This window comes from Streptomyces sp. NPDC088747 (genome assembly GCF_044751025.1).
In the GTDB taxonomy this organism is placed as follows: Bacteria; Actinomycetota; Actinomycetes; order Streptomycetales; family Streptomycetaceae; genus Streptomyces.
The window spans coordinates 193658-208498 of record NZ_JBIVKZ010000016.1 but is presented as its reverse complement, the minus strand read 5'-3'; the positions used below and the strand labels follow the sequence as shown (position 1 = coordinate 208498).

Annotated in this window: 13 protein-coding genes; 5 read left to right on the top strand and 8 right to left on the bottom strand. The window is 70.1% G+C overall.

The genetic code is table 11. The annotated features are described in order from the left end of the window. Positions 1 to 22: 22 nt before the first annotated feature. The 6 genes from ACIP79_RS32085 to hisD all read right to left on the bottom strand — a co-directional run bounded on the left by ACIP79_RS32085 (position 23) and on the right by hisD (position 7139). Positions 23 to 1696, bottom strand: coding sequence for a glycoside hydrolase family 13 protein (locus ACIP79_RS32085; RefSeq protein ID WP_401228802.1), 1674 nt, complete (start codon positions 1694 to 1696; stop codon positions 23 to 25). After that, a complete protein-coding gene (locus ACIP79_RS32080; RefSeq protein WP_401228800.1) occupies positions 1693 to 2547 on the bottom strand; it encodes a nitrilase-related carbon-nitrogen hydrolase in 855 nt (284 codons plus the stop codon). Before ACIP79_RS32080 ends, ACIP79_RS32085 begins: the two co-directional genes overlap by 4 nt. Further along, positions 2544 to 3353 (bottom strand): carbohydrate ABC transporter permease, encoded by an 810-nt coding sequence (locus ACIP79_RS32075; RefSeq protein ID WP_401228798.1) that lies wholly within the window; start codon positions 3351 to 3353, stop codon positions 2544 to 2546. The genes ACIP79_RS32080 and ACIP79_RS32075 overlap by 4 nt, the downstream gene beginning before the upstream one ends. Continuing rightward, positions 3350 to 4357 (bottom strand): carbohydrate ABC transporter permease, encoded by a 1008-nt coding sequence (locus ACIP79_RS32070; protein ID WP_401228796.1) that lies wholly within the window; start codon positions 4355 to 4357, stop codon positions 3350 to 3352. The genes ACIP79_RS32075 and ACIP79_RS32070 overlap by 4 nt, the downstream gene beginning before the upstream one ends. Next, positions 4354 to 5715: an ABC transporter substrate-binding protein gene (locus tag ACIP79_RS32065; RefSeq protein WP_401228794.1), complete on the bottom strand. Its 1362-nt coding sequence runs from the start codon at positions 5713 to 5715 to the stop codon at positions 4354 to 4356. The genes ACIP79_RS32070 and ACIP79_RS32065 overlap by 4 nt, the downstream gene beginning before the upstream one ends. A gap of 104 nt (positions 5716 to 5819) precedes the next feature. Next, positions 5820 to 7139, bottom strand: coding sequence for a histidinol dehydrogenase (gene hisD, locus ACIP79_RS32060; protein ID WP_401228792.1), 1320 nt, complete (start codon positions 7137 to 7139; stop codon positions 5820 to 5822). A gap of 88 nt (positions 7140 to 7227) precedes the next feature. Here hisD and ACIP79_RS32055 point away from each other — a divergent pair, with 88 nt between their 5' ends. After that, positions 7228 to 8145 carry a LysR family transcriptional regulator gene (locus tag ACIP79_RS32055; protein ID WP_401228790.1) on the top strand — a complete coding sequence of 306 codons (918 nt, stop codon included), beginning with the start codon at positions 7228 to 7230 and terminating at the stop codon, positions 8143 to 8145. Positions 8146 to 8243: 98 nt separating this feature from the next. Here the strand turns inward: ACIP79_RS32055 and ACIP79_RS32050 are convergent, their stop codons facing one another. Continuing rightward, the gene (locus ACIP79_RS32050) at positions 8244 to 8834 is read right to left on the bottom strand and encodes a TetR/AcrR family transcriptional regulator (RefSeq protein WP_401228788.1); all 591 of its coding nucleotides are present in this window, start codon (positions 8832 to 8834) and stop codon (positions 8244 to 8246) included. 89 nt (positions 8835 to 8923) lie between these two features. On the opposite strand from ACIP79_RS32050, the gene ACIP79_RS32045 reads away from it, so the two are divergent. Continuing rightward, entirely contained in the window at positions 8924 to 9868 is a 945-nt protein-coding gene (locus ACIP79_RS32045) for an alpha/beta fold hydrolase (protein ID WP_401228786.1), read from the top strand. 82 nt (positions 9869 to 9950) lie between these two features. Here ACIP79_RS32045 and ACIP79_RS32040 read toward each other — a convergent pair whose 3' ends face one another. Then, the gene (locus tag ACIP79_RS32040; protein WP_401228785.1) at positions 9951 to 10610 is read right to left on the bottom strand and encodes a TetR/AcrR family transcriptional regulator; all 660 of its coding nucleotides are present in this window, start codon (positions 10608 to 10610) and stop codon (positions 9951 to 9953) included. Positions 10611 to 11191: 581 nt separating this feature from the next. Here ACIP79_RS32040 and ACIP79_RS32035 point away from each other — a divergent pair. From ACIP79_RS32035 to ACIP79_RS32025, 3 genes are all read left to right on the top strand, one after another. Beyond that, positions 11192 to 12952, top strand: coding sequence for an FAD-dependent monooxygenase (locus ACIP79_RS32035; protein WP_401228783.1), 1761 nt, complete (start codon positions 11192 to 11194; stop codon positions 12950 to 12952). A gap of 119 nt (positions 12953 to 13071) precedes the next feature. Beyond that, positions 13072 to 14316 (top strand): MFS transporter, encoded by a 1245-nt coding sequence (locus ACIP79_RS32030; RefSeq protein ID WP_401228781.1) that lies wholly within the window; start codon positions 13072 to 13074, stop codon positions 14314 to 14316. Next, complete coding sequence (locus ACIP79_RS32025; RefSeq protein ID WP_401228779.1) at positions 14313 to 14729, top strand: Dabb family protein; 417 nt, start codon at positions 14313 to 14315, stop codon at positions 14727 to 14729. The genes ACIP79_RS32030 and ACIP79_RS32025 overlap by 4 nt, the downstream gene beginning before the upstream one ends. The last annotated feature ends 112 nt before the right edge of the window (positions 14730 to 14841 follow it).

The window sequence follows — 14841 nt, the reverse complement described above, 5'->3', positions numbered from 1 at the left end:
CTTACGAGAGGTGCGGCACCGCCTACGTTCTGGTGAACCAGACCGTGGCGTCCGCGGGAACGTGGTCCGTCACCGGTACGGAGGCTGTCAGGACGTGTGCGGCAGGGGGCAGGGGAACCGGTGCGGGGCCGAGGTTGGTCATGACCTCGACAGGGCCGTTGGCGAAGTGCAGTACCTGGTGGCGGGACTGCACCCAGCGGAGGTTTCCTGTTCCCAGCCGATGGTGGCGGCGCAGTTCGAGCAGGCGGCGGTAGAGCTGGAGCGTGGAGCCGGGGTGGTCGCGCTGCGCGGCTGCGGCGTAGGAGCCGTAGTCGGAGGGCTGGGGCAGCCAGGTGTCCGGGTTCGTTCCGAAGCCGAAGGCGGGGCCGTCCTCTGTCCACGGCAGAGGCACCCGGCAGCCGTCCCGCCCCCGGATGCGGTGCCCGGAACGCTCCCACACCGGGTCCTGGCGGGCCGTGTCCGGAAGTTCCGTCGCCTCGGGCAGGCCCAGTTCCTCGCCCTGGTAGAGGTAGGCGGACCCGGGCAGCGCGAGCATGAGGGCGGTCGCCGCTCGTGCCCGGCGCAGTCCCAGCGGACGGTCGGGCTGCGGGTCGTCGGCTCCCACGCCGTGTTCCAGCTCGACCGGGCCGTCGTAGCCGAAGCGGCTGGCGTGACGCATCACGTCGTGGTTGGACAGCACCCACGTGGTGGGCGCGCCGACCGTGTCGTTGGCCGCCAGGGACCCGTCGATGACGGCGCGCAGGCCGTCCGCCTGCCACGGGGTCTCCAGGAAGCGGAAGTTGAAGGCCTGGTGCATCTCGTCGGGGCGGATGATCCGGGCGGCGCGCTCGGGCGGCAGCCAGGCCTCCGCGCACAGGATGCGCCTGCCGTCGTAGGTGTCCAGCAGCCGGCGCCAGGTCCGGAAGATCTCGTGGATGCCCTCCTGGTCCCACATGGGCGGCATGACACCGTCGACGGGCTCGATCACGCCGTGGGTGGGACGGGGCCAGTCCGGCAGGCCGGGAGCCTTGACGAGGGCGTCGCACACGTCGACGCGGAAGCCGTCGGCACCGCGGTCGAGCCAGAAGCGAAGTGTCGTCTCGAAGTCCTCGCGTACGGCGGGGTTGTCCCAGTTCCAGTCGGGCTGGCCGGGGTCGAACAGGTGCAGGTACCACTGCCCCGGGCTGCCGTCCGCCTCGGTGACCCTGGTCCAGGCCGGGCCCTCGAACATGGACGTCCAGTCGTTGGGCGGCAGGGAGCCGTCCGGTCCGCGGCCGTCCCGGAAGTGGAACAGGGCCCGTTCCTCGCTGCCGGGCGCGGCCGTCAGCGCGGCGCGGAAGGCGACGTGCTGATCGGAGCAGTGGTTGGGTACGAGGTCGACGATGACGCGAATGTCCAGCTCATGGGCGCGGGCCAGCAGCGCGTCGAAGTCGGCGAGGGTGCCGTACATCGGGTCGACCGCGCGGTAGTCGGCCACGTCGTAGCCGCCGTCACGCTGGGGTGAGGGGTAGAACGGCGAGAGCCACAGAGCGTCGACACCGAGGTCCGCCAGGTGGTCGAGGCGCGCGGTGATGCCGGGGAGGTCCCCGGTGCCGTCGCCGTCCGCGTCGGTGAAGGAGCGGGGGTAGATCTGGTAGATGACGGCTGTGCGCCACCAGTCGGCGTCAGCGGGACGGCCGGTCTCGGTGGGCGCGTGCGTGGAGTCGGCTGTCGTCATAGCAGCGGGCTTTCCTGGGTGTAGATGTCGGTTCGGCGGTCGCCGAGCAGGTCGTTGTGCGGGGAGAGGGCCTTGTCCCGGGCGAGGTGGAGGAAGAGGTCGGCCACGATCCGTTGCTCCGGGCCGGTGACGGCCGCCGTCAGCCAGCCGTACTGGTTGACGACCGCCGTGCCCTGCGTCCACTCCTGGCCGCGCTCGGTGCCGCCGCGGTCCGCGCAGGCGATGTAGACGCCGTTGGCGCGCGCGGCGGCCTGGGCCTGGATGATCTCCGCGGGGCGCTCGCCGGCCGGGACGTCGGTGAGGGGCCAGTTGGTCGGCACCGCGATCAGGTCGGCACCTGCCAGCGCCAGCCGCCGGGGCATCTCGGGGAACTCCAGGTCGTAGCAGAGGAGTACGCCGATACGGCCGTGCGCGGTGTCGACCACGGGGGGTGCCTGGTCGCCGGGGGTGAAGAAGAGGGTCTCCCGGTCCCACAGGTGCGTCTTGCGGTATACGGCCCGCACTCCGCTCGCGTCGACGACGGCGGCGCTGTTGTAGAGCGTGTCGCCCCCGTCCTCGCAGAAGCCGAGCGTGACGACGGTGTGGGTGCCGGACAGCAGGGCGGCGAGGTCGCCGAAGAAGGGGTCGGCGGCGGCGATCGCGGTGTGCCGTGCCTCTTCCGGGGAGGTGAACACGTAGCCGGAGGTGGTCAGTTCGGGCAGGACGACGACGTCGGCCCGGTCGGCCAGGGCGCGCCGGACAGCGTCTTCGGCCAGGGCCTTGTTGTACGCCGGGTCACCGACCCGTGGGACCAGTTGCTCGCACACCACGCGGGTGACGCCGGTCGGTCCGGCCGGGCTGGACGCGGTCACTTCACGGCTCCTTCGGTCAGGCCGCCGATCAGGCGCCGCTGGAGCAGCGCGTACGCCAGCAGTACCGGAAGGGCGACCAGGACGGCGGCCGCCGCGGTGACGGCGGGGTCGCTTGAACGCGCAGCCCCCGAGAAGAAGGACAGCGCGAGCGGGACGGTCTGCACCGTCGCGTTGTCCGGCACGAGGATGAGTGCCAGCAGGAACTCGTTCCAGGTGAAGAGGAACAGCACCGTGCTCAGGGTGGCGATGGCGGGCCCGGCGACGGGCAGCACGACCAGGCGCAGGGTCTGCAGCCGGCTGGTGCCGTCGATGCGCGCCGCCTCCAGCAGTTCGGTGGGGACCGACGCGAAGAACGACCGCATCCACAGCACACCTAGGGGCACCGACAGGGCGATCTGCGGCAGGATCAGGGCCCAGTAGGTGTCGACGAGATGCCATCCCGCGAGGAGTTCGTACAGGGGCAGCACCGTCACCTCGTAGGGCAGCACCAGCCCCAGGAGCAGCAGGCCCAGGATGAGCCGGCCGCCCGGCACCCGCATGGTGGCGAGCGCGAAACCCGCCAGGCAGGCGAGGAGCACCGTGACCACGACGACGGTGACGGACACCAGCGCGCTCGACAGCAGGGCGGACCCGAAGCGGCCATTGGTCCACGCCGTGGAGTAACTGGCGAACGACAGACCTCCGGAGGAGCCGGTCACACCGTGCAGCGAGGAGACGACGATCGACACCAGGGGGAAGGCGGCGATGACGGCGGCGACGACCAGCAGCGCGTGCGTGGCGATGCTCTCGCCGCGAGCGATCCTCATGACTGTCCCTTCGTGCCGGGCCGGGCGGACCGGCGCGGTCCGCCGTCGCGCTCCCGCAGCGTCAGCTGCACGACCAGGACGACGACGAGGATCACTACGGTGAGCACGATGGCCAGCGCGGAGGCCCGGCCGAGCATGCGGTTCTGGAACGCGTCCTGGTAGACGTAGAGACTCGGGACGGTCGTGGAGGTGCCGGGACCGCCGCGCGTGGTGTTCCAGATGAGGTCGAAGTTGCGCAGCGCGAAGGTGACCGTGAGGATCAGCGCGATCGAGATCTGCGGACGCAGGGCGGGCAGGGTGATGGAGAAGAACTCCCGTACGGGCCCGGCGCCGTCCAAGCGGGCCGCCTCGTAGGTCGACCGGTCGATGGCGACGATGCCGCTGAGGAAGAGCACCATGCACAGGCCGTACTCCACCCAGGTGCCGATCAGTCCGATCGAGGGCAGGGCCGTGTCGAAGTCGCCCAGCCAGCTGGTGGTGAACCGGCCCAGGCCCAGGGCTCGTAGTACGGCGTTGACCGGGCCGTCCTCGGCGAGCAGGTTCCGCCAGGCGACGGCGACGACCACGCTGGAGAGGATCTGCGGCAGGAACAGCACCGCCCGGAACACCGTCAGGCCGTAGACCCGGATCCGGGACATGGCCCCGGCCAGCAGCAGTCCGGCGCAGACCGGCAGCGCGGCGTAGAAGATCAGCAGGAGCAGCGAGTGCAGCAGTGCGGCGCGCAGTTGGTGGTCGGTGAAGACGGCCGTGTAGTTGCCCCAGCCGACCCAGGTGCCCACGGTCAGGCCGTCGTACGCGTAGAACGAGTACCAGACGGACACGCCGATGGGGTACAGGACGAAGACGGCGAAGAAGGTCAGGGCCGGTGCCACGTACAGCAGCGACGACCAGGACAGGGAGGAGAGGTAGGAGACGAGGGGGAGGCGGCGCCTCGACCGGTTTCCGTCGGGGCGGGCCATGGTGGGCGGGGTGCCGCGGTGCCTCGTGGGGGCGGCGGTGCTCATGGTGACTGCCTCGCCTTCTGCCAGGAGTTCTGGACCGCCTTCGTGAAGTCCGCGCCGCTCGTGCGGCCGGCCATGACCTCCTGGAGTTTGCCGCCCATCACGGTGAGCATGTCGGTGGCGGTCCAGTCGTAGTAGCCGATCTGGGTGCCGGCGGCGATCGTGTGTTTGAGCGCGTCCAGGGTCTGGGACTGCAGGGTGTTGGCCCCCTTCACTCCGTCGGTGACGACGGGCAGCCGGCCGGTGTCGAGGATCTCCTGACCGGTCTCGGGCGTGTGCAGGGCCGCGAGGAAGGCGACCGCGGCGGGGGTGACCTTCGAGGAGGCCGAGATGTGCCACGGGGAGGCGGTGGCTCCGGCGCCGCCGGTGGTGAGCGCGCCGAAGCCGAACTTCGCCGGGTCCAGCGTGGCGCCGTTCCAGGAGCCGCCGACGAAGAAGGCGCCCGAGCCCTTGGCGAACCGGGTGATGGCGTCCTCGTTGCTGAGCCCGTCGTAGCCGGAGCCGAAGTAGCCCTTCTTCGCCCAGTCGGCCATCGTCGCGGCCGCCTTCTCGTTGCCGTCGTTGACGAAGGTCGTGCCGGACTTGCCGCCGATCCAGTCGCGGACATCGGCCGGCTTCTGCTCGGTCACGGCCAGGTCGGAGAAGATGTGGGTGGCGGCGTACTGGTCGCTGTTGCCCAGCATGATCGGCTGCTTGCCGGCCTTCTCGACGACCGGCAGGTCCTTCTCCAGGTCGCTCAGGGAGCTGGGCGGCTCCAGCCCCAGGGACTTGAGGAGTGCCTTGTTGTAGTAGATGCCCTGGACCTCGCTGATCGGGGACATGCCGTAGAGGTTGCCGCTGCCGAACGCGGTGCCGTCGCTGTTCCAGCGGGCCGGTGCCAGGGTGCTCGCGCCGGTGCCCGTGATCCAGTTGTACGCCGCGGCCACGTCGTCGAGCGGGCGCACCAGCTTGGCCTTGACCAGCGCCCCGTCGACCGCGTAGCCGATGTTGCCCTCGAACAGGTCGGGCGGGGTACTGCCGGAGGCGGCGTTGACGACGGTGGCGATCAGGTCGTCGAAGCTCTTGTAGGTGATGTCGACGGTGACGTTCGGGTAGGTTTTCTCGAACGCCGGGATCACCGACTTCATCAGTGGCTTCTCGGCCTGGTCCGCCCACATCCGCAGGGTGACGTCACCGAGGGCGGCGACCTGGGCGACGGTCACCGGCCCGGTGACGGCGATCTGGCTCTGGGCACCGGCGGACCTGCCCGCTCCGGGCGGACTGCATCCGGCGCAGGCGAGGAGAGCTGCCAGCGCGACGGCAGCGGCTGCGCCCGGTACGAACCGGGGCAGGCCTGCTCCTTCACGACGTACGGTTTTCATCCGGTGCACCGGTCCTTGGTTGGTGGGATCAGCCCGCATACGTGGGATCAGCCCGTGTACGTGAGATCAGCCCGTGTACGTGGGATCAGCCCGTGTACGTGGGATCAACCCGCATAAGTACGCAGGCGGATGGTGGCCGTGGCCTCGTGGGCCGCCATGCCCTCGCTGGCGGAGATGACCTCCACGGCCTCGGCGAGCAGCGGTGTGGCCTCGCGCGTGATGCGCTGGTAGGTGAGCGGCTTCAGGTAACGGGAGACGGACAGTCCGGCGCTGTGCTTGGCGCCGCCGGCGGTCGGCAGGGTGTGGTTCGTGCCGGCCATGCCCTTGTCCGAGTAGGCGACCGTGCTCCAGTGGCCGAGGAACAGCGAGCCGTAGTTGCGCAGCCTGTCGTGGTACCAGTCGTCCTGGGCCGTCTGCACCTCCAGGTGTTCCGGGGCGAGTTCGTCCATGACGGCGACCGCGTCCTCGTGGCTGCCCACGAGGATCACCGAGCCGAAGTCCCTCCAGGCGGGCCCGCAGATGTCCTGCGTGGACAGGGTCGGAAGCTGTCGTTCGACCGCGGCGATGACGTCCCTTCCGAGCCTCTCGGAGGTGGTGACCAGGGCGGCCGGGGACGTGGGGCCGTGCTCGGCCTGGCCCAGGAGGTCCGCCGCGACGGCCTCGGCGTCGGCCGTCTCGTCCGCGATGACGGCGACCTCGGAGGGGCCGGCGAGCAGGTCGATGGCGACGGTGCCGAACAGTTGGCGCTTGGCCTCGGCCACGTAGGCGTTCCCCGCGCCGACGATCATGTCGACGGGCGGCCGGTCCAGCAGACCGAAGGCCATGGCGGCCAGGGCCTGGACTCCGCCGATGACGAAGAGGTGATCGATCCCGGACAGGTGGGCGGCGTAGGTGACCGCGTCGTTGGCGCGGCCGTCCGGCTGCGGAGGCGTGCACCCGAGCACCGTCGGGACGCCCGCGGCCTTGGCCACCCCCACCGTCATGAAGGCACTGGCCGTCAGCGGGAACCGCCCCGCCGGCAGATAGGCCCCGACCGCGCCGACCGGCACGTAACGCTGCCCGACCACCAGTCCGGGCGCCGTCTCCTCCTCGAAGTCCGTCAGGTGCGCGCGCTGGAGCGCGGCGAAGCGCTGGGTGCGCTCGGCGCCGAGCTCGATCGCTTCCCGCAGTGCCTTCGGCAGCTGGTCACCACTGCCGGCCACCTGCGCGGCGGACAGTTCGACCGCACCGTCCGGCTGACCGTCCAGCGTGCTCGCGTAGCGGCGGATCGCGTCCAGACCGTGGCGCTCGATGTCCGACAGCATGCGGCTGACGGTCTCCATCACCTCGGGGTCGCGCTGGGCCGGCGGAGCATCCACGCCAGGGGCCTTGAGCAGGGTGATCCGGTCGGCGAAGGCGGTCGTGAAGCGAGAACTCAATTTCATGGGATGAGCCTGATGCAGGCTTTGTCCTGGGACAACCCCGATTTGTCCTCGACGGTCCATAGGGCAGCCCTATGGCAGTATGACGGGCATGCCCTCCTCGTCCGCGCCGGCGATAACCCTCAACCAGTTGCGTGCCTTCCTCGCCGCCGCGCGGCTGGGCACCTTCTCCGCCGCCGCGGCGGAGCTGCGAACGACCCAGCCCTCCGTCTCGGAGCTGATCAAACGCATGGAGGACCACTACCGGGTACCGCTCTTCACCCGAGGTCCACGGCGGCTGATCCTGACGGCAGCGGGCCAGGAGCTCCTGCGCTATGCCGAGCAGGCGACCGAAGCGGCCGAAGGCGCCGACCGCGCGTTGCGCTCGCTGACATCGCTCGACGGCGGCGTGGCCACCTTCGGTCTGCTGCGCAACGCGGACTACTACTTCCTGTCCGAGTTGCTGGACACCTTCCACGCCCGCCACCCACGGGTACGCCTGCGGATCGTCGGCCTCAACTCCGTGGAGGTCGCCGAGGCCGTCACCTCGGGCGACCTCGAAGCCGGTCTCGTAGTCCTTCCCATCGACGCCGAAGGCCTCGACGTGACCCCGCTGATGCGGGACGAGGTCGTGTACGCCTCCGCGGACCCGGACCGCACCACGCGGCCGGTCACGATGGCCGACCTCGCGGCAGCGAAGCTGATCCTCTACGACGCCCACTACGGCTGGCGGGACCCGACCCGGCGTCAACTCGCCGAACGCGCCCAGGTCGCGGGCGTCACCCTCTCCGCGGTCATCGAGGTCGAACACGTCGAGGCCGCCCTGCACGTCGTGGCGAGAGGCGCGGGCGACACGATCGTCTCCCGCGCGGTCGCCCGCAGCCGCAACTTCCCGGAGAACCTGCACACCGTCGGCTTCGCCGAACCGCTGTACGACACCATCGCCGTGGTCCGACGGCAAGGTTCCGTACTGTCACCCGCCACCCGCGAGATCACCCGACTCGCCCGCCGCATGCTCCTCACCCACTGAGCCTGTCGTCCGGAGGAGTCCGAGCCGGCCGACGAGCGCGGGCCGGGTCATGTTCTGTCCTTGCCCCACAGCCGCCGTACCCAGGCGAAACGGCGAGGCTAACTCCGGGCAGGCAGGGCGTGCGAGAGCGCGTTCACACTGATGTCGATGACCGTGCGGAGCTGCTCCTGGCTGGCTCTGGTCCTGCTCATCACGGCCAGCGACTGGTTGACCGCCGTCAGGTGAACCGCGAAGTCGTCGGCATCATCTTCGGCCAACCGCGCGGCGTTCAGGGCGGTCCGCAGCCGCGCATGCTGAAAGCCCAGAGCCTCTTTCGCGCGTGCGGCGATGGCGGGGCTGAGCACCGGTGCCGCCATCGCGGTCTGGGCGATCAGGCATCCATCGGGTACGTCAGGGTCGGCGATGCGTCGCAGAGTGACCTCGAAGAACGCCCGCACCGCCTGGAGCGGTTCCTCAGACGCACCTGAAAGCGCCTGGTCGTACAGGTTTCCGTACCGCGCGGCGTAGCGGTCCAGGCAGCGTAGGAAGAGCGAGTCCTTGTCGCCGAACGAGGAGTAGATGGAACTGCGGTTCAATCCGGTCGTCCTGGAGAGGTCGTCGAGAGACGTGTCGGCGTGTCCGGCCCTCCAGAACTGGACCATCGCCGCGTCGAGCGCGATGTCCACGTCGAACTGCTTCTTCCCAGCCATCACGCACGCACCTCGTTCTCGGACCAGTCGCTGTGACCCTGCCCATCCTATCTTGAACTGAATGGTTCAAGATGCCGTAGGCTCAAGCCATGACCGACGACGCCATGGCCCCGAACCGCTCCCGCGACCAGAACCCGGTCCCCGGGTTGCCGCTGCACGACCTCGCGGGTTTCACACACCGCTGGGTCGACGCGGAAGGAATCCGGCTTCACGCCGTGGAAGGTGGCCGGCCGGGCGGTCCAACCGTCGTCCTGCTCGCCGGATTCCCGCAGACCTGGTGGGCGTGGCGAAAAGTGATGCCCGGCCTTGCCGAGCGATTCCGCGTGATCGCGATCGACCTACCGGGGCAGGGCCACTCCGAGCGCCCTCAAGAGGGCTACGACACGCACACCGTCGCTTCACGGGTCCAGGCCGCGCTGACCGCGCTCGACGTGCCGAGGTGCTGGCTCGTCGCCCACGACATCGGAGCCTGGGTCGCCTTCTCACTGGCCCTGAAGTACGAAGAGCACCTGCACGGTGTCGCTCTGCTCGACGCCGGCATTCCCGGAATCACCCTCCCGGATTCCATCCCGACGGATCCCGACCGGGCCTGGAAGACCTGGCACTTCGCCTTCCACCTAGTGGCCGAACTGCCCGAGACCCTGCTCACCGGCCGCGAGCGTGACTACGTCGACTGGTTCCTGAACGTCAAAGCGCTGTCCCCGAACACCTTCGACGGCGCCGAGATCGACCATTACGCCACCGCCATCGCTGCCGAGGGGGGTCTTTCAGCGTCGCTCGCCTACTACCGCGAAGCCGCGGAGTCAGCACGGAAGAACCATGACGCTCTCCAACGAGGCCCCTTGACCGTCCCGGTCCTGGGAATCTCCAGCTCCCACGGGTCGATCCCCGACATGGCCGCCTCCTTGAGCCCGTGGGCGAAGAACGCGACCGGCGCCTTCATCCCCCAGGCCGGACACTTCATCCCGGACGAGCAGCCCGACGCGACCGTGGACGCGTTGACCGCGTTCATCGATCACGATCGCGTCGAGTAGCCAGAGGGCCCCCCACCCCGGGCCAGAGGGCACTTTCGCATTCCCGCCGCCAATCGCCCGTACGCCCGCTGAAGCAGTGACGCTAAGCGCCGTCGGCCCCGGACGGCTCAGTAGCCACCTGAGGGCCGGCGGCTCCCCGCAGGACCAGATCGGCGGTGCGCGTCAGGAAGTCGTCGGTCAGTTCGCGGCCGAGGAAGAGCCAACGGAAGTACAGAGGACCGGCGGCGGCTTCGACCAGGAAGTCCGGGTCTGCCTCCGGGGGGAGATCGCCGCGCGCGATGCCCTTCGCGAAGATCCCGCGGGACAGGGCGAAGCGGGCGGGCCAGATCTTGTCCAGAACCTCGTGGATGCCACCGTCGCCGGGTGAGCGGGGTCCGGTCTCCCGGATGAGGGCGGTGATCCACGGACTGTCGAAGGCCCGTCGCACTTCCCGCAGGAAGGAGAGGAGGTCTTCGCGAAGGTCGCCGGTGTCCACGGGCGGCGACGCCTCCCCCTGACGCTCGATGAACGCGGTGGCGACCAGACCCGCTTTGTCCCCCCAACGCCGGTAGATCGTGGTCTTGTTGACGCCGGCGCGCTCGGCGACTGACTCGATCCGCAGAGCCGCGTACCCCACTTCACTGAGCTCGGCGATGGTCGCGTCCATCACGGCCTGCCCCGTACGGGCGGTACGGCCCCCGGGGCGGGCGGTCGCCGAGTCGGAGCGCAGGAGCTTGACCTCGTCGGATGGATCTTGCGGCATGAAACGAGCCTAGCAAACGCACCAGAACGTTGCAATTAGCGGAAGGGGCTGCTAGCGTCGTTAACGCAACAAAGAGTTGCACAAGCTTCGCGGAGGGAGCGCGACCGTGATCGACCACCAGATCCGCAAGTCCATCAGGCCCGACGCCGGAGCGGCTCGTCGGTGACCAAGGGCTGAGCCGGTTCAGGTAGGCGCGGTAGGGGCGACCGGCGGCAGAGAGCGGCGGCAGCACCCGTCTTCGGACGTGACGCCGCCGTGGACGGCACGGCGCACGGCCCTGCGTCGCGACATCGATGCCGATACCCAAGAGACCTCGTCGCAGCGGTCCGCGCCGCCATCGAGCGATCAGGCGAGCGCGGCATCCGGGGATCGGAGCGTCCGAGGATGCGAGACCCCGCCACCCCCCGCCGCTCCCCGCTCCGCGCTCCGCCAGACGGTCCGACGGCGGGCCCCGGTTCTCCGTGCGACGCCCACCGGATGACAGCCCGGACGACAGCCAGCCCGCGTGACAGCCCGGACGACAACCACGGACGGCAAGCCCGGACGACAACCGCGACGATCCCATTGGAGAACACCCGACCATGTCCTCTGATACCCGACGACACGACGAAACGGACGTTCTCATCATCGGCGGCGGACCCGTCGGACTGACCACTTCCCTGTTGCTGTCCGACCTGGGCGTCGACCACATCGTCGCGGAGCGCCGCGACGGCACCTCGCGGCTGCCCAAGGCGCACTACCTCAACTCGCGCAGCATGGAGATCCTCGACTCGGTCCACATGGCCGAGGAGGTCTACGAGTCCGGGGCCGGGCGCGTCGGCGGCATCGCCTGGTTCACGAGCCTCGCCCCCGACGGTGAGCTGGTGATGCGCCTGGACGCCTTCGGCAGCGGCACCCTCGCACAGGCCTACGCCGACGCGAGCGCCTACAGGAGCGGGAACCTGCCGCAGAAACACCTTGAGCCGCGATTACGCCGGGCTGCCGAGAGGAGGAACCCGGGCCATGTCCGTTTCGAACAGGAGGTCGTCTCGCTGAGCGGCGCCGAGCATGCCGTAAGTGCCACCCTCCGCTCGGCCGACGGCGCGTCCAGTGAGGTCCGCGCTCGGTATGTGATCGCCGCCGACGGAGGCCGCACCGCGGGCGATGCGGTCGGCCTCTCGATGTCCGGGTTACCGCCGCTGGGACAGGCGACCACGATCCACTTCGCGGCCGACCTCTCACAGATGCTGCGCGAGGACGACGACGCCTGGATCCGCCTGGTCAACCGCGCCACCCCCGACGGGACGATGCTGGAAGTCGCCCTGGTGGCCATGGGCCCCACCCACTGGGACCGGCGGTGCGAGGAGTGGGTACTCAACCTCATCGGCCCGATCGACGCGTCACCGGAGCAGGGCCTGACCGACGCAGCCGCGGTCGAGACGATCCGTGACGTTCTCGGAGTTCCCGACCTGCCGGTGAAGGTGCTCGCCTCGGGCGGCTGGACGATCGAAAGCGTGCTGGCCGACCAGTACCGCGCCGGGAGGGTGTTCGTCGTGGGGGACGCCGCCCACCGCTTCCCCCCGACCGGTGGCCTTGGTCTCAACACCGGCATCGGCGACGCCCACAACCTCGCGTGGAAACTGGCCGCCGTGCTCAAGGGGCGGGCCGCCGACGGCCTTCTGGACAGCTACGAACAGGAACGCCGCCCCGTCGCCGCCCGCAACATCGAATGCGCGATGCTGAGCGCGCTCAACCACCTGACGACCACTCAGGCCGCCTGGGGCCTCGTCGGCGGCGCTCCAGCCCCGCAGAATCTCGCCACCTTCCAGGCGGTACTGGCCCAGGGCGCGGACGGCACCTCACGGCGCGCCCGGCTGCGCGAACTGCTGCACACGCTGCGCACCGAGTGGCAGCACCACGACATCGAGCTCGGCTACCGCTACGAGAACGGCGCCCTCGTCGCTGACGGGACACCCGCTCCGGAACGCGATCCCCTCGGAATAGACCACGTACCCAGCGCCCGACCCGGTGCACGCGCTCCGCACGCGTGGTTCGAGTCCCGTGAAGGACGAACGCACACGCACCGGCTGATCCGACCGGGCCGGTTTCTGCTCCTGACCGGCGAGCACGGCGCGGCCTGGCAGGCAGCGACGGACCGCCACTCGGACGCGGGGATCGACGTCCTCACGGTGGGCCGCGACCTCGTCTGCGACCGCGACTGGCTCGTCCTGTGCGAGATCAGCGACACCGGCGCGCTCCTCGTTCGGCCCGACGGCCACGTCGCCCTGCGTGCCGTCGACGACAAGAACGCCGACGCCCGCCTCGATGAGGCAGTCGGCGCGACCTCCAGCACTCGCTCCTGAGCGGCGCTCCCCCGCACGCCCGGACCGCGCGATGGCGGCGGCCGTACGGGCTTTCGTGAGCTCGGCGCTCCCCCGTACGCCCGGACCGTGCCCTTCCCGACCTCGAAAGGAGCGCGGCCTTGACCGCCACCACGCCACCCTCGGCCCGCTCGCCGCGATCGCCCTCGCGCCTGGCACGCGGAGTGATCCTGGCCGCCTCGACGCTGACCCTCATGGCGGCGGCGATCATCGCGCCCGGACTGCCCGCAATGAGGGAGGAGTTCGCCGGCAGTCCGGGCGCAGATCTCCTCGTCCGGTTCGTGCTGACCATCACCTCGCTGGCCATCGCGCTCAGCGCCCCCGCGTCAGGCCTGGTCGCCGACCGCCTCGGACGCCGTACGCTGCTGGTGTCCAGCCTCGTGCTGTACGCCTTCAGCGGCACGGGCGGCTTCTTCGCCGGTGACCTGTACACGCTGCTGGGAACGAGGGCGCTGCTCGGCGTCGCGGTGGGCGGGATCATGACGGCGGTGAGCGCCACCCTCACCGACTGGTTCGACGGGCCGCGGCGCGCGTCCTTCCTGGGGCTGCAACAGGCGTTCGCGAGTCTGGGCGGCGTCGTCTTCCTGCCCCTGGGCGGCCTGTTGGCCACGGTCGACTGGCGGGCACCGTTCTGGCTCTACGCCGTGTCGGCCGCTGTCGCGGTGTTCGCCGTCGTCGCCCTGCGCGACGAGCCGCGCCTCGAACACGGCACCGCACTCGATCAACCCAGGCCATCCCAGCCGGGCGGCATGCGCCGTATCGCCGGCGTGTACGTGGTAGCCCTTGCCGCGACACTGGTGTTCTACATGGCGCCCACCCAACTGCCTTTCCTGTTGGGCGACTTCGGCAGCGGACCCACCGTCGTCGGTGCGGTGATAGCCGGCAGCACGCTGTCCGGCACGGCCGGCGCGCTGGCCTTCCCGGCTCTGCGCCGACGGTGGAGCACCACGTCGATCACCACGCTCGGCGTCGGGTTGCTGGGCGCGGGCTGGCTACTGGTCGGCACGGCCGACACCGTCGAGCAGGTCCTGGCCGGGATGCTCGTCGGCGGCGTCGGCGTCGGCCTCGTCGTACCCAACCTCAACCTGCGACTCAGCGAACTCGCCCGCCCCGCCCAGCGCGGCCGGGTGCTCAGCGGCCTCGTCACGGGGATCTTCCTCGGGCAGTTCCTCTCGCCGCTGGCCGTACAGCCCCTTGTCCGAACCACCAGCCTCGCCGATGCCTTCACCTGGACCGGAATCGCGCTGACGGTCGGTGCCGCGCTCATCGCGGTAGTCGCACTCGCCACCGCCGGCCCAACTCCCCCACCAAGGAAACAGAACTCACGAGAGGAAGTACCCCGATGATCCACCACTGCGTCCGTCTGAGCCTCAAGCCCGGCGTCGCGCCCGAGAAGCTCGAAGAGGCCCTGGAGAGCCTGCGCCGCCAGGGTGAGGTCATCCCGTCCGTCAAGTCCCACCTCGTCGGCCGCGACTTCGGCGGTGAGTACGAGTGGGCCGGCACGTACGTGATCGAGGACCTCGACGGCTACTGGGAGTACCTCATCCACCCCGCCCACCGGCGCACCGACGAACTCGGGCTGCCCCTGGTCGACAAGTTCGTGTCGTACGACGTCACCGACGACCCGGACCCCGACATGGGCGAGAAGATCGCCGCTCTGCATCAGCGCCGCTACGAGCAGGACCCCGAGCTGGCAAAGCTTGTCGGCGGCCTCGGCGATTACGAGGGCAGCGCCTCCCCGGGCGCGCCCGGCGCCTGACAACCGACCACGGCTCGCACCTGGCGGGAAGGCCCGGCATCCCAGGGCCTTCCCGCCAGGAATCACCTGGCACACTCCCCCTGCCCCACCTTTTTCGGCCGGAGTTCCGCCG